This is a genomic window from Mycobacterium sp. NTMscope_MAC_12 (genome assembly GCF_976985675.1).
On sequence record NZ_CDRJYY010000001.1, the window covers coordinates 3,120,294 to 3,145,626 of the forward strand.

1 protein-coding gene is annotated in these 25,333 nt (G+C 70.7%); it reads right to left on the reverse strand.

The genetic code is table 11. From position 1 onward, the window contains the following. Positions 1–103: 103 nt before the first annotated feature. Complete coding sequence (locus AC0KS4_RS14265) at positions 104–24,883, reverse strand: non-ribosomal peptide synthetase (RefSeq protein ID WP_338341718.1); 24,780 nt, start codon at positions 24,881–24,883, stop codon at positions 104–106. Positions 24,884–25,333 lie beyond the last annotated feature (450 nt).

The following is a 25,333-nucleotide window of genomic DNA, read 5'->3' on the forward strand; positions in this document are numbered from 1 at the left end:
TGCGGCGGGACCGTCGCGGTCTACCGGTCATGGTAGCCAGCGGGACGGGCGGCGACGACGGCTTCGGGCCGCGGCAGCGAAACACGCTACCGGCCAAGGTGTTTCAGAGCAGACCGAGCAGCTGCAGGTCGGTCACGTATTTGACGATCACCGCCGCGCTGATGTGCGGGATGTCGTTGTCGGGGCCGATTTTGGCTTCCTGCACCGCGGCCCGGAAGCGCTCGGTCGGCCCCAGGCAGCCGCGCGCCGGGTCGGCCGGCGGCACGTGCTGCGCGTTGCGCAACTGCAACAGCTGCAGCACCGACTGGTGGCGCTGGCGCTCCGGCAGGGCGCGCAGCGCGGTTTCCATCCGGTGCAGCCACTCCCCGAAGTCGTCGACCCGCTCGATCGGGTAGCCGGCCTCGATCACCCAGTCGACGTACTCGTCGAGCCCGATGCCGTCGTCGTGCGGGTTCATCACGTGGTAGGTCTCGAACCCCGCCGCGGATTCGCGGCCCACCTGGGCGCCCAGCGTGGTGATCGACTCGGCGACGAACTCGACGGGCAGGGCGTCGAAGTGCGCGCGTTGCCGGTTGCCGCGGGAGTCGAGCTTGTAGAACGAGGCCGGCGCGACGCCGCTGGCGACGACGCTGAACAGCAGCCGGGTGAACATGTCCGACAGGTTGAGCTGGCCCGCGTAGGTGGTGTCGGCCAGGATCATGTCGCAGCGAAACACCCCGACGGGCAGCGCGCACAGGTCGTGGGCCTCGCGCAGCAGCACCTCGCCGGCCCACTTGCTGTTGCCGTAGCCGTTGCCGTAGCTGCCGTCGATCGTGCGGATCGGGCCGGCGACGCGGACGTCGGCGTCCTCGGTGAACGCCGACGGCTCGATCTGGTCGCCCACGTTGGCCGTCGAGACATACGTGTACGGCTTGAGTTTGGTGGTGAGCGCCAGCCGGATCAGCTCGGCGGTGCCCGCGACGTTGGGGGCGAACAGCTCGCTGTAGGGCAGCACGCCGTTGACCACGGCCGCGGAGTCGACGATCAGGTCGACGGTGTCGGCCAGCCGCTGCCACGTCTGTTCGTCCAGGCCGAGGTTGGCCTGGCCCTTGTCGCCGGCGATGACCTCGAGGTGGTCGGCGGCGAGTTCGTCGAAATAGCGCCGCAGGGCGGGGTCGCCCGCACAACCCGGGGGGTCGAAGGTCCTCTCGAGCCGGCGCCGCGCGTCCTCGTCGGAGGTGGCCCGCACCAGGCAGATCAGCTTGCCGTCGGCCAGTTCCAGCCGTTCGAGCCATTGCAGCACCAGGTAACGACCGAGGAAGCCGGTGGCCCCGGTCAACAGGACCGTGCGCACCTCGGAGCTCGGGCCCGGCAGCGCCGGCGCGGCGGCCAGCGTCGGGGCGTCGATGAACTTGTCCAGCGTGAGGTCGCAGGCGTACACCTCGGTGGCGTCGCGGCCGTGCACCGAGGCGAAGTCGGCCCGATGGCCTTCCGCCGCACCGGGATCGCGGTTGAGCTGCTGGCTCAGGCTGCGCACCGACGGCGCCTCGAAGACGGCGCGGACGGGCAGGTGGATGTCGAGGGCGTTGTAGATCGCGGCGACCAGGCGCATGGCCGACAGGGAATCCCCGCCCAGGTCGAAGAACGACTCCTGCACCCCTACCCGCTCCAGACCCAGCACCTGGGCGTAGAGCCAGGCCAGGATCTCCTCGACCGCGGTGGCCGGCGCGAGGTAGTCGTCGCCGCCCTGGTAGTCGGGGGCGGGCAGGGCGCGGGTGTCGAGTTTGCCGCCGGGCGTCAGCGGCAGCGCGTCGAGCACGACCACCGCGGCCGGCACCATGTAGGCGGGCAGGCGCTCGGCCAGCTGGGTGCGCAGCTCGGGGGGGTTGGCGGTGCCGGTGATGTAGCCGACCAGCCGTTTGTCGCCGGGGCGGTCCTCGCGGGCGATCACCAGCGCCTGCTCGACCCCGTCCAGTGCGGCCAGCGCGGCCTGGATTTCGCCGAGTTCGATGCGATACCCGCGGATCTTGACCTGCTCGTCGGCGCGACCGACGTAGCGCAGCTGCCCGTCGGAGCCCCACCACGCCAGGTCCCCGGTGCGATACATGCGCGCCCCGTCCCCACCGAACGGACACGCGACAAACCGCGACGCGGTCAAACCGGGCCGGCCCAGGTAGCCGGCCGACACGCCGCCACCGGCCACGTACAGCTCGCCGACCACGCCCGCAGGCACCGGCTGCAGGCATCCGTCGAGCACGAACAACGCGGCCCCGGACACCGGCGAACCGATCGGCGGCGCGTCGGGTCCCGGTGTGAGCGGGGCGCTGACGGCCGCGACGATCGTGATCTCGGTGGGGCCGTAGACGTTGACCATCACCCGCCCGGACGCCCACCGCTGCACCACCTCGACCGGGCAGGCCTCACCCGCGACCGCCAGCACCGCCGAGTCCAGGCCCCGCGGTGAGAGCATCGCCACCTCGGACGGCGTCTGGGTCAGCATGTCGACGCCTTCGGCAACGAGCAAGGCGTGCAGGTCTTTCGGGGAGCGCACGACCTCGTCGGGTACGACGAGCACCCGCCCGCCGTGCAGCAGCGCGCCGAAGATCTCCCACACCGAGAAGTCGAAGGCCAGGGAATGGCAGTGGCTCCACACCCGCCCGGGCCCCGCGGGCAGACCGGACGCGCCCAGGGAGGCGAACAGTTGCGTGGCGTTGCGATGGGTGACGGCCACGCCCTTGGGGACTCCGGTGGTGCCCGAGGTGTAGATCGTGTAGGCGAGGTGGTGCGGCGCCGGCGCCGGCAACGGCGTGGTGGGCCGGTGCTGGATCGCCGGGTCATCGAGGTCGATGACGAGCACGGCGAAATCGTCGAGGCGCGAGCGGTGTTCGGCGGTGGTGATCACCGCCGCCGGTGCGGCGTCGGCGAGCATGAAGTCGATCCGGGCGGCGGGCAGGCCCGGGTCGATCGGGACGTACGCGGCCCCGGTTTTGAGCACCGCGAGGATCGCGACGACGGCCCGCGCCGAGCGCTCGGCGAGCAGCGCCACGCACTGCCCCGGCCCCGCTCCGTGGTCAAGCAACAAGTGCGCCAACTGGTTTGCGGCCTCGTCGAGTTCGCGGTAGGTCCACGAATCCGCACCGTGGGTGATGGCCACCGCTTCGGGGGTGCGCGCGACGTGCTCGGCGAACACCGCCGGGATCGACACCGCCGGGCGCGACGGGCCATCCAGCGCCGCCCGGTTGCCGATCGCAGCGAGGCGGGCGTGCTCGTCGGCGCCGAGCACGTCGATCGACGACAACCGCCGGGTGGGGTCGTCCGTGATGGCCGTCAGCACGCGATGCAGGCGGGTGACCAGCGCTTCGATGGTCTCGGTGTCGAAGACGTCGGTGCGGAATTCCACGGCGCCGCCGATCCCCTCGGGCCGGCCGTCGGCGCTCCAGCGCTCGGCCAGCGACCACGCGAGATCCATGCGGGCGGTGCGGGTGTCGACCGGCAGCGGGGTGACGCGCACATCGCCGAGGCTCAGGTCGGCGGAGTCGGTGTTCTGCCAGGCGAGCATGACCTGCACCAGCGGGTGGTGCGCGAGGTTGCGGGTGGGGTTGAGCCGTTCGACGAGGACCTCGAACGGCACGTCCTGATGCTCGTAGGCGGCCAGGCTGCGCGCGCGGACGTGGGCCAGCACCTCGGCGATGCTGGGGTCACCGGCCAGGTCGACGCGCAGCACCAGGGTGTTGACGAAGAAGCCGACGACATCGTCGAGGGCCGGGTCACGCCGCCCGGCGATCGGGAAGCCCACGGCCACATCGGAACTCGCGCTGATCTTGGCCAGCAGCACCGCCAGCGCGGCCTGCACCACCATGAAGCTCGTCGCGTTGTGCGCGTTGGCCACCGCGCGCACGCGCTGCTGCAACTCCGCGGGCCAATCCACGGCCACGCTGGCGCCGCGGAAATCGGCCACCAACGGATAGGGCCGGTCCGTGGGCAATTCGAGCCGCTCGGGCATACCCGCCAGGGTGTGTTCCCAATACCGCACCTGCCCGGCGATCAGGCTGTGCGGATCCTGGAGTTCGCCGAACTGAGCGCGCTGCCACAGCGTGTAGTCGACGTACTGCACCGGCAGCGGCGCCCAGTCCGGGGCGCACCCGGCCGAGCGGCTGGCGTAGGCCTCCCCCAGGTCGCGGACCAGCGGGGTGAGCGACCACCCGTCGGCGGCGATGTGGTGCACCACGGCCACCAGTAGGTGTTCGTCTTCGCTCACCCGGAAAAGCATTGCCCGCAACGGAATTTCGGTGGCCAGGTCGAACCGGTGACCCACCAGGGTCTCGACGGCGTTGCCCAGCCGGGCAGTCGACCACCCGCGCGCGTCGCTGATCTGCCAGCCGCAATCGGCCTCGTCCACGCCGACGACCAGCTGCCGCGGTATTCCCTCGCGCGCCGGGAACATCGTCCGCAGGCTCTCGTGGCGGGCCATCACGTCGGCCAGCGCCGCGCCGAACGCCTCGGCGTCGAGGCGCCCGTCGAGCCGCAAGGCGATCGCCATGTTGTGCACTGGTGAGGGCCCGTGCAATTGGCCGATGAACCACAACCGTGACTGGGCGAACGACAGGGGCACCATCTCCGGCCGCTCGCCGGCCACCAGCGGTGCGCGTCCGCCGCCGTCGGTACCCAGGCGTGCCGCCAATCGGCGAATGGTGGGCGCTTCGAACAACGCTCGCACGCCGAGGTGGACGTCGAGGCCGGCGTTGACCTCCGCGACCAGCCGCATGGCCGACAGTGAATCCCCACCGAGGTCGAAGAAGGAGTCGTCGATCCCGACACCCTCGACGCCCAGGACGTGGGCGTAGATGGCGGCCAGCGCCTGCTCGACGGCGGTGGTCGGGGCGCGGTACTGATCGGAGCCCTGGGACCAGCGCGAGTAGTCGGGCGCGGGCAGCGCGCGGGTGTCGAGTTTCCCGTTGGGCGTCAACGGCATTGCGTCGACGGCGAGCACCGTGGCCGGGACCATGTAGGCCGGCAGCCGCTCGGTCAGCCGGTCGCGGATGTCGACCGGGTCGGCGGTGCCGGTGACGTAGCCGACGAGCCGCCGGTCGCCGGGCCGGTCCTCGCGGGCGACGACCGCCGCCTGCTTGACGCCGTCCAATTCGGTGAGCGCCGACTGGATCTCGCCGAGCTCGATGCGGTAGCCCCGGATCTTGACCTGTTCGTCGGCGCGACCGAGATAGTGCAGCTGCCCGCCCGGGCTCCAACGCACCAGGTCCCCGGTGCGATACATGCGCGCGCCGGCCGCGCCGAACGGACAGGCCACGAACCGCGACGCCGTAAGACCGGCCCGGCCGAGGTATCCCGCGGCCACGCCGGAGCCGGCGATGTACAGCTCGCCCGTCACGCCGGCGGGCACCGGCCGCAGCCACGCGTCCAGCACGAAAAATCCCAGATGCGCCAACGGCATTCCGATGGGGCTCGCGGTCGCGTCGACGTCGCTGTCGACGATTTCCCGGTAGGAGGCGTGCACCGTCGTCTCGGTGATGCCGTACATGTTGATCACGCGCGGGCGTCCGGGATGGTTGTCGAGCCATTTCGCCAGCCGCTGCGGAATCAGCGCTTCGCCGCCGAACACGAGGGTCTGGACGTTGAGCCGTGGGCCCGACTGGGCGCGGTCCGCGCTCTGCAGCGCCGAGAACGCCGACGGGGTCTGGCTCAGGACGCTGACGTTCTCGGCAATCAGCAAGGCGTGCAGGTCTTCCGGCGAGCGCACCACCTCGTCGGGCACGATCAACAGCCGCGCGCCGCCCAGCAGCGCGCCGAAGATCTCCCACACCGAGAAGTCGAAGGCCAGCGAATGGCACTGGCTCCATGTCGCCGGCGCCACAATCTCGCGCAACGAGCCGAGCAGCTGGGTGACGTTGTGGTGGGTGACCGCCACGCCCTTGGGGGTGCCGGTCGTGCCGGAGGTGTAGATGACGTAGGCGATGTTCTCGTGGTCCGGGGCCGGGAGGGCGGTGGCGGGCCGGGTGTGCACGGCGGGTTCGTCGGCGTCGATGACCGCTCCGTCGAACCCGTCCAGCCGGTCTCGAAGGTCCGTGGTGGTGATGGCGGCGATCGGTGCGGCGTCGGTCAGCATGAACGCGAGCCGGGCGTCCGGTGTCGCCGGGTCGATCGGCAGGTAGGCGGCCCCCGTCTTCAGGACCGCCACGATCGCGGTGACCGCGGCGGCCGAGCGTTCCATCAGCACCGCCACGCACTGCCCCGGCCCGGCGCCCCGCTCAAGGAGCAAGTGCGCCAGTCGGTTTGCGGAGACGTCGAGTTCGCGGTAGGTCATCGAGCGGTCCGTGGCGGTCAGCGCCACCGCCTGGGGGCTACGCGCGACTTGGGCGGCGAACAGCGCGGGGATGGACACCGGCGGGCGCGACGGGCCATCCAGCGCCGCGCGGTTGCCGATCGCGTCGAGGCGGGCGTGCTCGTCGGCGCCGAGCACGTCGATCGACGACAGCCGCCGGGCGGGGTCGGCGGTCATGGCCGTCAGGACCCGATGCAGGCGGGTGATCAGCGCTTCGACGGTGGCGGTGTCGAAGACGTCGGTGCGGAATTCCACGGCGCCGCCGATGCCGGCCGGTCGGCCCTCGGCGGTCCACCGTTCGGCCAGCGACCAGGCCAAGTCGGTACGGGCGGTGCGGGTGTCGACCGGCAGTGCGGTGACGCGCACATCGCCGAGGCTCAGGTCGGTGGGTTCGTCGTTCTGCCAGGCCAGCATGACCTGCACCAGCGGATGGTGCGCGAGGCTGCGGGTGGGGTTGAGCCGTTCGACGAGGACCTCGAACGGCACATCCTGATGTTCGTAGGCGGCCAGGCTGCGTTGGCGCACCCGGGCCAGTAGTTCGGTCGTCGAGGGGTCACCGCCGAGGTCGACGCGCAGCACCAGGGTGTTGACGAAGAAGCCGACGACGTCGTCGAGGGCGGGGTCGCGCCGACCGGCGATCGGGAAGCCCACGGCCACATCGGAACTCGCGCTGACCTTGGCCAGCAGGACGGCGAGGGCGGCCTGCACCACCATGAAGCTCGTCGCGTTGTGTGCGCTCGCCACCGCCCGCACGCGTTGCTGCAACTCCGCGGGCCAATCCACGGCCACGCTGGCGCCGCGGTAGTCGGCCACCACGGGGTACGGGCGGTCGGTGGGCAGCTCCAGCCGTTCGGGCAGTCCGGCCAGCGCCTCCTCCCAGTACGCCAGCTGGGCGGCGATGGGGCTGTCCGGGTCTTCCAGATCGCCGAACTGGGCGCGCTGCCACAGCGTGTAGTCGACGTACTGCACCGGCAGCGGCTCCCAGCCCGGGGCGTCCCCGGCCGTCCGGCTGGCATAGGCGAGGGCCAGGTCGCGGACGAGCGGGGTCAGCGACCAGCCGTCGGCGGCGATGTGGTGCACCACGGCCACCAGCACGTGCTCCTCGTCGCCCACCCGGAAAAGCATTGCCCGCAACGGGATTTCGGTCGCAAGCTCGAAGGTGTGCCGGGCCGCGTCGCCGATGGCGCCCTCCAGTCGGGCCGGTGACCAGTCGGTGGCGTCGACGGTCTGCCATGTGACGTCGGCCCGGTCGGGCGGCAGCACCACCTGCTGCGGTATGCCCTCGGTGGCGGCGAACACCGTCCGCAGAGTCTCGTGCCGCGCCACCACGTCGCGCAGCGCGGCGCCCAGCGCGCCGACGTCCAGGCGTCCGGTGAGGCGCAACGCCGCCGCCATGTTGTACACCGGCGACGGCCCGTGCAGCTGATCGATGAACCACAGCCGCGATTGAGCGAACGACAGCGGCACCACCGCCGGCCGCTCGGCTGCCACCACGCCGGCGCGGCGGGCGCCGCCCGCGCTGACGCGCGCGGCCAGCTGACCAATCGTGGGCGCTTCGAACAGCGTTCGGACGCCGAGGCGCGCGTCGAGGCCGGTGTTGATCGCCGCGATCACCCGCATCGCCGACAGCGAATCCCCGCCCAGGTCGAAGAAGGAGTCGTCCACGCCGACCCGTTCGAGGCCCAGCACCTGGGCATAGATGTCCGCCAAGATCTCCTCGGTGGGCGTGGACGGGGCCCGATACCGACCGGCGGTGTATTCGGGTGCCGGCAGGGCGCCGGTGTCGAGCTTGCCGTTGGGTGTCAGCGGCAATGCCTCGATCGCCACCACCGCGGCCGGCACCATGTGGCCGGGTAGCCGTTCGGCCAGCAGGGTGCGGAGCCCGGCGGGGTCGGCGGTGCCGGTGATGTAGCCGACGAGCCGCTTATCGCCGGGCTGGTCCTCGCGGGCGATCACGGCGACCTGCCCGGCCCCGTCCAATTCGGCCAGCGCCGTGTGGATTTCGCCCAGTTCGATGCGGTGGCCACGAATTTTGACCTGGTGGTCGGCGCGGGTGACGTAGTGCAGCTTGCCGTTGGGTCCCCAGCGCACCAGGTCGCCGGTGCGGTACATGCGCGCACCGGCCGCACCGAACGGGCAGGCCACGAACCGCGATGCCGTCAAACCGGCGCGGCGCGCATACCCGACCGCGACGCCGCGCCCCGCCACGTACAGCTCGCCGATCGCGCCGGCGGGTACCGGCCGCAGCCAGTCGTCCAGCACGAACAGCGCGGCCCCGGCGACCGGCGACCCCAGTGGCGGCCGCCCGGCGCCCGCGGACAGCGGCGCGCTGAGCACCGCGTCCACGGTGGTTTCCGTCGGGCCGTAGGCGTTGATCATCACCCGGCCCGGGGCCCATTGGTCCGCGAGCGCGGCCGGGCAGGGCTCGCCGCCGATGATCAACGCCGAGTGCAGCTTTCGCGGTGACAGCGCGGTCAGCGCCGACGGGGTGTGGCTCAGCACGCTGACCCGCTCGGCGGCCAGCAGGGCGTGCAGCTCGTCCGGCGAGCGTGTCACCGACTCGGGCACCACCACCAACCGGCCACCGCCGCCCAGCGCGCCCCAGATCTCCTGCACCGAGACGTCGAAGCCGTACGAGTGGCATTGCGACCACACCCCCGCCCCGGGCAGCGGCGCGCGCAGGGATTCCAGCAACTGGGTGACGTTATGGTGGGTGACCGCAACGCCTTTCGGGACGCCGGTCGTCCCCGAGGTGTAGATGAGGTAGGCGATGTTCTCGGGCGCGGGCGTCGGCAACGGGGCGGTGGAGCCGGTGCGGGCGGCGTCGCCGGCATCGATGACCGGTAGGTCGAATCCGTCCAGCCGGGCCCGCAGGTCGGCGGTCGTGACCGCGGCCACCGGGGCGGCGTCGCCGAGCACGAACTCGATGCGCGTCGCGGGCAGGGCCGGGTCGATCGGCAGGTAGGCCGCCCCCGTCTTGAGCACCGCGAGGATCGCCACGATGGCCTCGGCCGAGCGGGGGAACAGCAGCGCCACGCACTCCCCCGGCGCGGCCCCGCGCTCGATCAGCGTGTGCGCCAGTCGATTCGATGCCTCGTCGAGTTCGCGGTATGTCATCGAGCGGCCCTCGAAGGTGACCGCTCCCGCCTCGGGAACGCGGGCCACTTGCGCGGCGAACACGGCCGGCAGCGATAGCGGGGCGCGCGGTCGCTCGGTCAGCACCGCCCGGTTGCCCCACAGGTGTAGCCGGGCACGCTCCGGCGCGTCGAGCAGATCCAGTGCCAGCAACCGGCGGGCCGGATCGGTGGGCATGGCCGCAAGGAGCCGGTGCAACCGCTCGAGCAGGGCGTCGGCGGCGGCCGGGTCGAACACGTCGGTGTCGAACTCGATGCGCAGGCGCAATTCGTCGCCCGGCATGGCTTGCAGCGACAGCGGGTAGTGATTGTAGTCGTGGCTGGTGAATACGGTGGCGGTCAAGTCCTCGGCCGCCGAGAGCGCCGCGGCGTTGATCGGATAGTTCTCGTACACCAGCAACGTGTCGAAGAGCTGGTCGTGCCCGGTGCTGCGGTGGATGTCGTTCAGCGCCAGGTGCTGGTGCTCCACGGTGTCGTTGTGGGCGCGCTGCAACCGGTCCAGAAATTCGGCGACGGTCGTCGCGGCGGTGGCGTGGGCGCGCACCGGCACGGTGTTGATCAGCAGGCCCACCATGGATTCGGCGCCGGGCAGGTCGGCCGGCCGGCCGGACACGGCGGTGCCGAAGGCGACGTCGCGCCGGCCGGTGAGCGACATCAGCAGCTGCGCCCAGGCGGCCTGCAGCACGGTGTTCAGCGTGGTGCGACGGGAGCGGGCGAGTTCGCCGAGCGCGCCGGTGGTTTCGGCGGAGAGCTGCAGGACGGCGACTCCCCGCGGCCCGAGTTCTGCGCGGCCCGGCGGCGCCACCAGGGTGGGGGTGTCGAAACCGTCGAGCAGCGCGCGCCAGGCCGCGCGGGCGGCCGGGGCGTCGCGCTCCGCGAGCCAGGTGACGAAGCGGCGGTAGGGCGCCGGCGCGGGTAGCCGGGACCCGTGATAGCCGGCGAAGATTTCTTGCAGCAGGATCGGGAGCGACCAGCCGTCCATCACGATGTGGTGGACGGTGAGCACGAACCGGAACTCGTCGTCCGCGGTGCGCACCAGCGTGGCCCGCAAGGGCGGTTGGCCGGCGAGGTCTCGCACCGCGGCGCGTTCCGAAGCGGAGATCCGCCTTACTTGGTCATCGATGTCATCGATGTCAGGGCCGTCGAGTCCGACGTTCCGGTAGGCGATTTCGGGGTCCGCCGGGATGATCTGCACCGGGTCGCCGAAGTCGGAACAGAACCGGGCCGCGAGGTTGGGGTGGCGTGCGACGACGGTCTGCACGGCGCGGTGCAGCCGCTGCGGGTCGAGCGCGCCGCGCAGCGTGATGTTCAGCTGGACGGCGTACACGTCACCGTCGGGTTGCGTCGTCGAATGAAAGAGCAGTCCCTGCTGCAGCGGGGTCAGCGGCAAGACATCGGCGACGTCGTAGCGCCGTTCGAGGTCGTCGATCTGCTGCTGGGTGAGGCGTGCCGGGGCGATGTCCGACGGGGTCAACCCGCCGCCGCCACGGCGCACGTGCGCGCAGATTCCGGCCAGCGCGTCAAACCACAACTGGCTCAACAGGTTCACCTGTTCGTGGGTCAGCGCCGAGGACGCCCACGTCCAGTTGGCGTGCAGGTGCGGGCCGGCCTCGGTGTCCATGGTGCCGGCGTTGAGTTCCAGCGTGTGCGGCAGCGGCAGGGCCACCGCCGCGGTCGCGGCGCTCAGCGCGAGACTGTTCGGGCTGAGTCGCCATAGCTCGTCGGACAGTTCGGTGGACGCCGCGCCGAGGCGGCCCAGGTAGTTGAACCCGATGGCCGGGTCCGGAACGCCCAGGCCCACTTCGGGATTCAGGTAACGCAACAGCCCGTAGGTGAGGCCGTCGGGCTGGGCGCGCAGTTGCTCCTTGGCGGCCTTGATCGCCGCGCCCAGCGCGGCCTCACCCGCGACCACGCGGGCCCAGTCCAGCCCGTGGACGTTCAGGACGACGGGGTACTTCGCTGTGAACCACCCCACGGTGCGCGACAGGTCCGCGTGCGGGGCCAGGTCCTCGCTGCGGCCGTGACCCTCGACGTCGATGCCGACCGGCGTCACGGTCCCCACGGACCCCAGGAACTCGGTGAACGCCAGGCCGAAGGCGATCAGCAGGATGTCTTGTACCCCGGCGTGAAACGCGGCGGGCGCCTCTCCCAGCAGCTGGCGGGTCGTCTCTGCGTCCAGCGACGCCGACAACTGCCCGGCCGACTCGTACGTGTCCCACGGCTGCGTCGGCGGCAGCGCGGGCGGCGTCTCGGCGATCCGTCGCCACGCGTCCGCCTGCTCGGTCACCGCCGGGTCCTTCGCGTGCTCGGCCAGCAGCGACGACCAGCGGGCGAACGAGGTGCCCGGCGCGGGCAGCTCGATGGGCTGGCCGCGGCGATGTTGGGCCCAGGCTATGTTGAGGTCCTCGATCAGGGTCCGCCACGACACGCCGTCGACGGCCAGGTGGTGGACGATCAACGCCAATTGGTTTGTCGCGCTTGCCCATACCGCGCACAGCATCACGCCGGCGCCCGGGTTCAGCCGCGACCGGGCCCGCATCAGCGCCGCCTCCGAGAGCACGTCGACGGTGCGCAGGCAGGCCCGGGCATCCACCGCACCCGGCTCAGGGACGTGCAAGTCCCAGCCGCCGGCACCGTCGTCGTCGATGCAGAGCCGCAGCATCGGATGGCGATCCAGCAACGCCTGCAGCACCGCCACGACGTCGGCCTGGCTCACCCCGGCGGGCGCGGCCAGCACCATGGTCTGGTTGAACTGCTCGACCGGCCCGTCGATGTCCTGCAGCCACCGCATGATCGGGGTGGCCACCACCGGCCCGATCCCCTCGTCGACTACGTCGTCCTCGCCCGTGGCCAGCATGACGACCCGCGCCAGCCCCGCCACCGTCTGCTCGACGAAAACATCCCGGGGACGGCACATTACACCGGCCGCCCGCGCCCGGGACACCACCTGCATCGACAGGATGCTGTCCCCACCCAGGTCGAAGAACGAATCATCCACACCGACGCGCTCCACGCCCAGCACCTGCGCGTAGATGCCGGCCAGGATCTCCTCGATCGCGTCGGACGGCGCCCGGTACCGGCTCACCGGGTATTCCGGTTCCGGCAGGGCGCGAGTGTCGAGCTTGCCGTTGGCCGTCAACGGCAACGCGTCCAGCGCCACCACCGCCGACGGGACCATGTAGGACGGCAGCCGCTCGGCGAGCCGCGCCCGTAGCCCGGACGGGTCGACCGCCCCGGTCACATAGCCCACCAGCCGCGCCGCGGGGTGGTCTCCCCGGGCGACCACCACGGCCTGCTCGACGCCGTCCAATTCAGCCAGCGCGGAACGGATTTCGCCCAGCTCGATGCGGTGCCCGCGAATCTTGACCTGCTCGTCCGCGCGCCCTAGGTACTCCAGCTGACCATCGTCGCCCCACCGCACCACGTCCCCGGTGCGGTACATCCGCGTCCCGTTCCCGCCAAACGGACACGCCACGAACCGCGACGCCGTCAACGCCGCCCGGCCCAGATAACCCGCGGCGACGCCGCGGCCGGCGATGTAGAGCTCACCGACCACGCCGGGCGGCACCGCGCGCAACCACGGATCCAACACGAACAGGGCGGCCCCGGGCACCGGCGAACCGATCGGCACCGGAGCGCGGCCCGCCGTCAGCGGCGCCGTCATGGCCGCATACATCGTGGTCTCGGTGGGTCCGTATTGATTGACCATCACCCGCCCGGGGGCCCACCGATCCATCACCTCGACCGGGCACGGCTCACCGCCGACGACCAGCGCCACCGATTCCAGTCCGTGCGGCGAGAGCGCCGCCACCGCCGAGGGGGTCTGGCTCAACACGGTGACGCGTTCGGCAATCAGCAAGGCGTGCAGGTCTTCCGGCGAGCGGACGATGTCGTCGGGTACGACGACCAGGCGCCCGCCGCGCAGCAGTGCGCCGAAGATTTCCCAGACCGAGAAGTCGAAGGCCAGGGAGTGACAGTGGCTCCACACCTGCCCCAGGCCCAGTTGGGCGTCGACCGACCGCAACAGTTGGGTGACGTTGTGGTGCGTGACCGCCACCCCCTTGGGCGCACCGGTGGTTCCGGAGGTGTACATGACGTACGCGATGTCGTCGGGCGACGGGTCCGGTAATCCGGTGGCGGGTTGGACGGCCACGGTGGGGTCGTCGACATCGATGACGAGTTCGGGATCACCCAGGCGGGGGCGGAGTTCGGTCGTGCTGATCGCCGCGATCGGCGCGGCGTCGGTGAGCATGAAGTCGATGCGGGCGGCCGGCAGCGCGGGGTCGATCGGTACATAAGCCGCCCCGGTCTTGAGCACCGCCAGGATCGCCACGATCGCCTCGGCCGACCGTGGGAGCACCACCGCCACCCGCTGGCCCGGGCCCGCGCCACGGCCAATCAGCTTGTGCGCCAACCGGTTAGTGGTTTCGTACAGTTCGCGGTAGGGCCACGACCGCGCGCCGCAGGTGATGGCGACCGCGTCGGGCGCCCGCGCGACCTGCGCGGCGAACAACGCCGGAATCGACGCGCGTCCGGTGGCGGGACGGCTCAGCACGGCGCGGTTGCCCATCGCGTCGAGACGCGCGTGCTCGTCGGCGCCCAGCAGGTCGATCGATGACAGCGGTCGGGCGGGGTCGGCGGTCATGGCGGCCAACACCTGCCGCAGCCGCGCGACGAGCGTCTCGATGCTGGCCGCGTCGAAGACGTCGGTGCGGAATTCCACCGTTCCGCCGATGCCGGCGGGCTCGCCGTCCTCGTCCCATTGTTCGGCCAGCGACCACACCAAATCCATGCGGGCGACCTGGGTTTCCAGCGGCAGCGGCGTCACCCGCACGTCGCCGAGGCTCATGTCGACGGGATCATTGTTCTGCCAGGCCAGCATGACCTGCACGAGCGGATGATGCGCCATTGTGCGGGTGGGGTTGAGCCGTTCCACCAGCACCTCGAACGGCACGTCCTGGTGTTCGTAGGCCTCCAGGCTGCGCCGTCGCACCCGGGCCAGCAGCTCGGTGACGCTGGGGTCACCGCTGAGGTCGACCCGCAGAACCAGGGTGTTGACGAAGAACCCGACCACCTCGTCCAGGGCCGGGTCGCGCCGTCCGGCGATCGGGAATCCCACGGCCACATCGGAACTCACGCTCAAGGCGGACAACAGCACCGCCAGGGCCGCCTGCACGACCATGAAGCTCGTTGCGTTGTGTGCCCGCGCGAGCTGGGCGACCTGGTGCTGCAGGGCGGCCGGCCACTGGACGTCGACACTGGACCCGCGATAGTCGGCCACCAGCGGATAGGGCCGATCCGTGGGCAGCTCAACGCGTTCCGGAAGCCCGGCCAGGGCCCGCTCCCAGTAGTTCAGTTGCGCCGCGATCGGGCTGTCGGGGTCGTCGAGGTCGCCGAACTGAGCGCGTTGCCACAGCGTGTAATCGACGTACTGCACCGGCAGCGGCGACCACTCCGGGGCCCGCCCCGAACACCGGCTGGCGTAGGCCGCCCCCAGGTCGCGCACCAGCGGGGTCAGCGACCATCCGTCCGCGGCGATGTGATGGACCACGGCCACCAACACGTGTTCGTCCTCGCCGGTGTGGAAAAGCCATGCCCGCACCGGGATTTCGGTGGCCAGGTCGAAGGTGTAGCGCGCCGCGTCCTGGGTGGCCTCCGCCAGCCAGGACGCGGGCCACCGCGTCGCGTCGACGACCTGCCAGTTGACGTCGGCCCGCTCGGCGGGCACCACCACCTGGTGGGGGGCGCCCTCGGGCGCGGGGAAGAGCGTCCGCAGGCTTTCGTGGCGGGCCACCACGTCGTCCAGCGCGGCCCCCATCGCGTCGGTGTCCAGGCGCCCGCGCAGCCGCAGGGCGACCGCCATGTTGTACAACGGCGACGGCCCCTGCAGCTGCTCGATGAACCACAGGCGGGACTGGGCGAACGACAACGGCACCAGCGCCGGCCGCTCGCCGGCCACCAACCCTCCGGCCCGGCGGGCGCCCGCCTCGACCCGCGTCGCCAGCTGTGCGACGGTGGGGGCCTCGAACACGGATCGGACCGTCAGCCCGGCGTCCAGGTCGGCGTTGATCGCGGTGATCAGACGCATCGCGGACAGGGAGTCGCCGCCGAGGTCGAAGAAGGAGTCCTCGACCCCGACGCGCTCGACGCCGAGCACCCGGGCGTAGATGCCGGCCAGGGCCTCCTCGAGCGCGTTGTCCGGCGCGCGGTATCGGTCGACGTCCCGGTACTCCGGCGCGGGCAGGGCGCGGGTGTCGAGCTTGCCGTTGACCGTCAACGGTATTGCGTCGAGCACCACCACCGCCGACGGCACCATGTAGGTGGGGAGCCGCTGACCCAACCGGGCCCGAATATCGGCGGGGTCAGCGGCTCCGGTCACATAGCCGACGAGGCGCTTCTCGCCGGCACGATCCTCGCGGGCAATCACCGCGGCTTGCTCAATGCCCTCCAATTCGGCCAGCGCAGAGCGGATTTCGCCCAGCTCGATGCGATAGCCCCGAACCTTGACCTGCTCGTCGGCGCGGCCCACGTAGTGCAACTGCCCGTCGCCGAAACTAGAGCCGCTCCACCGGACCATGTCGCCGGTGCGATACATGCGTGTCCCGCGCCCGCCGAACGGGCACGCCACAAAACGTGACGCGGTCAGGCCCGCCCGGCCCAGATAGCCGGCGCCCACCCCGGCGCCGGCCACGTACAACTCCCCCACCACCCCGGCGGGCACCGGACGCAAGTACGCGTCCAGCACGAAAAGCGCCGCCCCGGCCACCGGCGACCCGATCGCCGGTGGCTCGGACCGCGCCGGCCCCGCCGTCAGGGGCGCACTGTGCGACACCCACATGGTGGTCTCCGTCGGGCCGTACACGTTGAGCATCACCCGGCCGGGCGCCCAGCGATCCACCAGCTCTCCCGGACACGGCTCGGCCCCCACCACCAGCGTGACCGCCTCCAGGCCCTGCGGCGACAGCATCCCCAGCGCCGTCGGCGTCTGCGTCAACACCGTGACGCGCTCGCCGATCAGCGTGGCGTGCAACTCTTCCGGCGAACGGGCCACGGAATCGGGCACCACCACCAGGCGGCCGCCGTGCAGCAGCGCCCCCCAGATCTCCCACACCGAGAAGTCGAACGCCAGCGAATGGCACTGGCTCCATACATGTTCCGGCCCCAGTTCCACTCCGGCGTCCAGTGAGCCGAACAGCTGCGTCACGTTCGCGTGACTGACCGCCACCCCCTTGGGCGTGCCCGTGGTGCCCGAGGTGTAGATGACGTGCGCGATGTCGTCGGCCGCCGGGCCCACGCCGGTCACCGCCGTCGCCGGATGGGCCGCCAGGCCCGGGTCGTCGACCTCGACGACGACCCCGCCGAATTCGCCCAGCCGAGAACGCAACTCGCCGCTGGTCACCACGACGCGCATGCCGGCGTCGGCGACCATGAAGCCGATCCGCGCCGTCGGCACCGCCGGGTCCATCGGCACGTAGGCCGCGCCCGTCTTCAGCACCCCCAGGATCGCGATCACGGCCTCGGGCGAGCGCTCCAGCAACACGCCCACGCGGTGGCCCCGGCGCACGCCCCGCCCAATCAGCAGGTGCGCCAGTCGGTTCGCGTCCGATTCCACGTGCTCATAGGTCCACGAACGTCCGCCGCAACTGATCGCCACCGCGTGCGGCACCCGTTTTACCCACGCGCCGAAGAGCGCCGGAATCGACGCTCCCGGCGCCGCCCGGCCCGACGCCGAACGGTTGCCCCACTCGTCGAGTTGGGCGCGCTCGTCGTCGTCAAGCACGTCGATCGAGGAGAGTCTGCGGCCCGGGTCGGCGGTCACGGCGACCAACACCCGCCGCAACCGTTCGGTCAGCGCGTGAACGGTTGCGACGTCGAACAGGTCGGTGCGGAACTCGACGGCGCCGCCAATCCCCGCGGGGCGGCCGTCTCCGCTCCAGCGCTCGAACAGGGAGAACGTCAAATCCGTACGCGCGGTGCGGGTCTGGACCGGGACGGCGGTGATCTGCAGCTCACCCAGGTTCAGCTCGGCGGGATCGTTGCCCTGCCAGGCCAACATCACCTGCGTCAGCGGATGATGCGTCAGGGAGCGAGTGGGGTTGAGCCGCTCCACCAGCACCTCGAACGGCACGTCCTGATTTTCGTAGGCCTCCAGGCTGCGCCGTCGCACCCGGGCCAAGACGTCGGCAACGCTGGGATCGCCGGCCAGATCGACCCGCAGCACCAACGTATTGACGAAGAAGCCCACCAGCTCGTCCAAAGCGGGATCGTGCCGCCCGGCGATCGGAAAGCCCACCGCCACATCGGAAGTCGCGGTGATCTTGCTTAGCAGCACCGCCAACGCCGCCTCCACCACCATGAAATCGGTGGCGTGGTGCGCCCGCGCCACCGCGCGAATGTGTTGCTGCAACTCGGCCGGCCAGTCGATGTCCACGCTGGCGCCGCGGTAATCGGCCACCGACGGGTACGGCCGGTCCGTCGGCAACTCGACCCGCTCGGGCAGCCCCGCCAGGGTCCGCTCCCAATACGCGAGCTGCCCGACGATGGGGCTGCCCGGGTCGTCGAGGTCACCGAATTGGGCTCGCTGCCACAGCGTGTAGTCCACGTACTGCACCGCCAGCGGCGACCATTGCGGTGCCCGTCCGGCGCAGCGGCCGGCGTAGGCGACGCCGAGGTCGTGTACCAGAGGATTCAGCGACCAACCATCCGCAGCAATATGATGGACCACCGCCACCAGCACATGCTCGTCTTCGGCGAGTTGGAAAAGTTGTGCCTGAAAGGGTATTTCGGCTGACAGATCAAATGCATAACCGGCTGCGGCATCAACGGCCTCCTTTACCTGTGCCGGCGACCAGCCGGCGGCATCTATTACGTCCCACCCGATATCGACCCCCTCGGCGGGTATCACCACCTGCTGTGGCGTCCCGTCGGACACGGCAAACACCGTGCGCAAACTCTCGTGGCGGGCCACCACGTCGATGAGCGCGGCACGCAGCGCGCCGGTGTCCAGCGGCCCGCGCAGCCGCAGCGCGGCCGCCATGTTGTACATCGGCGAGGGCCCCTGCAGCTGATCGATGAACCACAACCGCGACTGCGCAAACGACAACGGCACCACCGCCGGCCGCTCGCCCGCCACCACCCGCGAAAGCCGCTGCGCGCCGCCGTCGAGGCGCGGAGCCAACTGCGCCACCGTGGGCGCCTCGAACAACGCCCGCACCGAAACCCCGCCATTCAGACCGGTATTCACGGCCGCGATCAGACGCATCGCCGACAGCGAGTCGCCGCCGAGGTCGAAGAAGGAGTCGTCAACCCCGACGCGCTCGACGCCCAGGACCTGGGCGTAAATGCCGGCCAGGATCTCCTCGATGGCGCTCGCCGGCGCCCGGTAGCGGTCGACGTCGGAGTATTCCGGCGCCGGCAGGGCGCGGGTGTCGAGCTTGCCGTTGACCGTCAACGGCAGCGCGTCGAGCACCACCACCGCCGACGGCACCATGTACGTGGGGAGCCGCTGACCCAACCGGGCCCGAATCTCGGAAGGGTCAGCGACTCCGGTCACATAGCCGACGAGGCGCTTCTCGCCGGCACGATCCTCGCGGGCGATCACCGCCGCCTGCTCGACGCCCTCGACGTCGGCCAGCGCGGCGCGGATCTCGCCCAACTCGATGCGGTAGCCGCGGATCTTGACCTGTTCGTCCGCGCGGCCGCGGTATTCCAATTGCCCGTCACCGAAACTAGAGCTGCTCCACCGCACCACATCCCCGGTGCGATACATCCGCGCGCCGTACCCACCGAACGGGCAGGCCACGAATCGTGTTGCCGACAGCCCGGGGCTGCCCACGTAGCCGGTGGCCAATCCGCCGCCGGCGACGTACAACTCGCCCACCACCCCGACGGGCACCGGCCGCAGCCAGCCGTCGAGCACGAAGAAACCGAGGTTGGCCAGCGGCACCCCGATCGGGCTGACGTTGCTGCCGACGTCGCCGCCGAGGATCTCGCGGAACGAGGCGTGCACCGTGGTCTCGGTGATGCCGTACATGTTGATCATCCGCGGCAGCCCGGGATGACGATGCAGCCACGTCGACAACCGGCGCGGCTCAAGGGCTTCCCCACCGAACACCACCGTCTGCAACTTCAACTGCTCACCGAGCTCCGGCGCCAACGCATCGGCGCTCTGCAGCGCATAAAACGCCGACGGGGTCTGGCTCAACACGTTGACGTTCTCGGCAACCAGCAAGGCGTGCAAGTCTTCTGGTGATCGAACGACGTCATCGGGTACGACGACCAGGCGCCCGCCATGCAGGAGGGCGCCGAAGATCTCCCACACCGAGAAGTCGAAAGCCAGGGAATGGCACTGGGTCCAGACCTGCCCGACATCGAGTTGGGCATCGATGGACTCCAGCAGCTGGGTGACATTGCGGTGGGTGACCGCCACCCCCTTGGGAACGCCCGTCGAGCCCGAGGTGTAGATGATGTAGGCGATGCTGTCCGCCTCCGGCACCGGCAGGCCGGTGGCCGGTTGGGTGCGCACGGCGGGGTCGTCGATCTCAATGATCCGCCCGGCGAACCCGTCCAGCTGCGGGCGCACCTCGGCGGTGGTCACCGCCGCGATCGGGGCGGAATCGCCAAGCACGAACTGCAGCCGCGCCGCGGGCACGCTCGGGTCGATCGGCACATAGGCCGCCCCGGTCTTGAGCACCGCCAGGATCGCCACGATCGCCTCGGCCGACCGCGGCATCGCCACCGCCACCCGCCGGCCCGGGCCCGCGCCCTGCCCAACGAGCAAGTGCGCCAATCGATTTGTGGCCTCGTACACGTCGCGGTAGCTGAACGACCGCCCGCCGCAGGTGATCGCCACCGCCCCCGGGGCGCGGGCGACCTGCGCGGCAAACAACGCCGGAATCGACACCAGGGACATCGACGGCACGGCCAACACCGCCCGGTTGCCGATGTCGTCGAGCCGCGCGTGCTCGGCGGCATCGAGCAGATCGATCGACGAAAGCCGTTGCGCGGGAGCGGCGGTCATCGCCGCCAGCACCCGGCGCAGCCGCTCGATCAACGTCTCGATGCTGTCCGCGTCGAACACGTCGGTGCGGAACTCCACCATGCCGCCGACGCCGGCGGGCCGGCCATCCTCGTCCCACCGTTCGGCCAGCGACCACACCAGATCCATGCGCGCGACCTGGGTGTCGACCGGCAGCGGGGTGACCCGCACATCCCCCAGCTCCAGCCCGGCGGCGGGCCCGTCGTGCTGCCAGGGCAGGTTCTGCCAGGCCAACACCACCTGGACCAGCGGATGATGGGCCAGGTTGCGGGTGGGATGGAGGCGGTCCACCAGCACTTCGAAGGGCACGTCCTGGTGCTCGTAGGCCGCCAGGCTGCGTTGGCGAACCCGGGACACCAGGTCGGCGACGGTCGGGTCGCCGCCCAGGTCGACCCGCAGGACCAGGGTGTTGACGAAAAAACCGACCACGTCATCGAGCGCGGGATCGCCGCGGCCGGCGATCGGAAACCCCACCGCCACATCGGAACTCGCACTCATCTTGGCCAGCAGCAGGGCCAGGGCGGCCTGGACGACCATGAAGGTGGTCGCGTTGTGGGCCCGCGCCACCTCGGCGACCTGGTGCTGCAATTCGGCCGGCCACTCCACATCGATGCGGGCCCCGCGGTGGTCGGCGACCAACGGATAGGGGCGATCGGTCGGCAATTCAAGGCGTTCGGGCATCCCGGCCAGCGCGTCCCGCCAGTACCTGAGCTGCGCGGCGATGGGGCTGCCCGGATCGTCGAGGTCACCGAATTGGGCGCGTTGCCACAGCGTGTAATCGACGTATTGCACCGGCAGCGGCGCCCAATCCGGGGCCTGCCCGCTGGACCTGCGCACGTAGGCCGCCCCGAGGTCGCGCACCAGCGGGGTCAGCGACCACCCGTCCGCGGCGATATGGTGGGCCACCGCCACCAACACATGGTCGTCCTCGGCGAGCCGGAAAAGCTTTGCCCGCAAAGGGATCTCGTTGGACAGATCGAATCGGTGACACGCGACCGTCTCGATGGCCACGCTCAGCCGGCTTACCGGCCACCCGGCGGCGTCGATGACCTCCCAACCGACCTCGGCCCTATCGGCCGGGAGCACCACCTGCTGGGGGGTGCCCTCGGCGACGACGAACACCGTGCGCAGGCTTTCGTGGCGGGCCACCACGTCGCCCAGGGCGGTGCCCATCGCGTCGGTGGCCAGGGGGCCGCGCAGCCGCAGTGCGACCGCCATGTTGTGCACCGGCGACGGCCCGTGCAGCTGGTCGAGAAACCAGAGCCGGGATTGCGCGAACGACAACGGCACCACGGCCGGCCGCTCGGCCGCCACCACCCGCGCGAGCTTGCTTCCCCCGCCGCACACCTGCGGCGCCAGCTCGGCGACCGTGGGCGACTCGAACAGCGCCCGCACCCCGAGGTGGGCGTCGAGGCCGGTGTTGACCGCGGACACCAACCGCATCGCCGACAGCGAGTCGCCGCCGAGGTGGAAGAAGGAGTCGTCGATCCCGACACGTTCGACACCGAGGACCTGGGCGAAGATGCCGGCCAGGATTTCCTCGATGGCGTTTTCCGGAGCGCGATATCCGTTGCCGCCCTGGTAGTCCGGCGCGGGCAGGGCCCGGACGTCGAGCTTGCCGTTGACCGTCAGCGGCAACGCGTCGAGCACCACCACCGCCGACGGCACCAGGTAGGTGGGGAGCCGCCGACCCAACCGGGCCCGAATATCGGCCGGGTCGACGGCTCCTGTCACATAGCCGACGAGACGCTTATCGCCGGCACGATCTTCACGGACGAGCACCGCCGCGCGTTCAACGCCCTCCACATCGAGCAGCGCGGCGCGGATTTCCCCCAATTCGATCCGATACCCACGAACCTTAACCTGCTCGTCGGCGCGCCCCAGATACTGCAACTGCCCGTCGGTGCCCCAGCGGACGAGGTCGCCGGTGCGGTACATGCGCGTTCCGGGTTCGCCGAACGGGCACGCCATGAACCGCGCCGCGGTCAGACCCGGGCGGCGCCAATAGCCGACGCCGACGCCCTGGCCGGCCAGGTACAGCTCACCGACCACCCCGGCCGGCACCGGACGCAACCACTCGTCGAGCACGAAAAACGCCGCGCGGGTCACCGGCGCTCCGATCGGCGGGAACCCCGACCCCGCCCGCAACGGCGCGCTCTTGCACGCCCACATGGTGGTCTCGGTCGGGCCGTAGACATTGACCATCGTCCGGCCCGGCGCCCAGCGATCCACCAGCTCGGGCGGGCACGGCTCGGCCCCGATCACCAACGCCGTGGCGTCCAACCCCTCGGTGGCAAGCATTCCGACCGCCGACGGCGTCTGGGTCAGCACCGTGACGCCCTCGTCGACCAACAACGCGTGGAACTCTTCTGGCGAGCGGGCCACCGCATCCGGCACGACCACCAGTCGCCCGCCGTGCAGCAGCGCACCCCAGATCTCCCACACCGAGAAGTCGAACGCATAGGAATGGAACTGCGTCCACACCTGCTCGCCCGACAACGCGAACCCGATCCGCAGGTCATCAAACAACTGCGCCACGTTATGCTGCGTCACCGCAACACCTTTGGGCACGCCCGTGGTCCCCGAGGTGTAGATCAGGTGGGCCAGATCGGTCGGGGCCGGTGCCGGGGGCGCCGTGCCGGGCGCGCTCGCCACCGCCGGGTCGGCGACGTCGATGACCATCACATCGAAGCCGTCCAGCAAGTGCGCCAGCGCCGCGGTGGTGACCGCGGCCCGCGGCGCGGCATCGGTGAGCATGAACTCGACGCGGGCCGCCGGCAGCGCCGGATCGATCGGCAGATACGCCGCCCCGGACTTGAGCACCGCCAAGATCGCCACGATCGCCTCGGCCGAGCGCGAAAACACCAGCGCCACAAACGCACCCGGACCCACCCCACGACCGGCCAGCACGTGCGCCAACCGGTTGGCGGCCTCGTCGAGCTCCCGATACGTCATCGACCGATTCCCGAAGCTCAACGCCACCGCATCCGGGGACCGCGCCGCCTGCACGGCGAACAGCTCGACCACCGACACCGGCGCCGCCGGCCGGCCCAACGCGGACGCGTTGCCCCATTCGCCGAGCCGGGCGCGCTCGTCGGCATCGACGGCGTCCAGGGACAGCAGCCGCCGGGTCGGATCGGCGGTCATCGCCACCAAGAGCTGTTGCAGCCGTCCCGCCAGGTCGGCGGCGTCGAGGTGGGCCCACGGTTCCCACATGCCCGCCGTGCTGAGGACGAGGTCGTCGCCGTCGCCGGAGAAGATGAGCCCGAAGCCGTCCGCCTGACCGGAGTTCGTGTACGACGCCGACGCCATGACACCGCCGAAGGGCAGCGTGAACGCCGACGGGATGAAGTTGACGCTGACCCGTTCGGGCGGTTGCGTCAGGCCCCGGACCTTGCGCTCCAGCGCGTGCACCGGGAAGCGCTGGTGCTGGATCGCTTCGTCGATTCGTGTCTCGACGTGTTTGCAGAACGCGGCGACCGTGGACTGCGGCGAGACGCTCAACACCAGCGGCACCACGCCGGCGACCATCCCGGGAAGCGTCTTCTGCTCCGGACGCACGCGCCGGCTGACCGGGAAATCGAGCACGACGTCGGGGCCCCCGGCGGACCAGCCGCGCACCAGCAGGGCGCACGCGGCGGTGATGACCGAGGTCACCGACACCCCCCACGCCTCGCAGAACCGGTGTACCCGGCGCAGCACCGCGGGGTCCAGGGCCGTCGGGGCGGACGGCCACGGGTCGCGCTCCGCGGCTCCCCCGGGCGGCCGATGGTGCCCGTGGCTGTCCGGGGGAAGGTTCGCCGTCCAATACGCCTCGTCGTCCCGGTAGTCGCCGGACCGTTCGTACTGCGCTTCGCAGTCGATCAGCTCCTGCAAGGAGCCGAAGACGGCCGTGGGAATGGGCCCGGCGGACACGATCGCGGAGTAGATCGAGGCGATGCGATGGCCGACCAGCGCGACGCCGGTCCCGTCGATGACGATGTGGTGGCAGCAGGCGAACAAGAAGAACTCGGTGCGCCCGGTCTGGAACAGGACGAACCGAAACAGCGGCCCGGTGAGCGGCATGGGCGTGCGCTGGATCGCCAACGCTCGCCGGCGCGCTTCCTGCACGGGATCGGCATCGTCGCGCAAGTCATCAAAAGTCAGCTCGACGTTCGGGTAGTCGACCGCCCGCTGGAAAACCTGGCCGTCCACCTCGAAGAAGGCGGCCCTGGCCGGTTCGGCTTCCCGCACCGCTTGCCGGATCGCCCACTGCAGGGCGTCGCGCTGGACCATGCCGTCGATCCGCACGAACAGCCCCAGCTGCCACTCGGTGTCGGAGTGACCGGTTTCGCGCGCCAGCCAGATGTCCAGCTGTCCGCGCGTCAGCGGAAGTGCTTGAGGATCAAGCTGCATCCCACGCCCCAACCACAGGGTCTTCCTTTCAACCCCCCGGTTGTCTGGTACCGCTCGCACGGAAGCCCGGTCCGCTTCCGCTCGTTGTCCCCGCGCCGGCGCGACCTGCTTCCCGGCGCCCCACCGAGCAATCGGGTGGAGCGTCGGCAAAGACCGACCGCGACCGTCGTTGCAGTTCGTCGTCGACCGAGACGACGAAGCCGGCGGGTGTCGCTATCGAACGCCGACGCTCACCGACCCCGAAAATTCTCGTAGTCGACATGAGTGCAACAGTTGGGAAGGCTAGTAGACGAGAACCCCGGTAGTCCAGGTTTATCCAAACTTAATGTCCTGTGAATTACCCAAAATCGTAGACTAGACCTGTCAATCGCCTCACTTAAGATACCTCTAGTACTGATTGAGGGTAGTCCGGCTACATACAGTATTGATTGGTTCGCGGTGTTCAGCCGT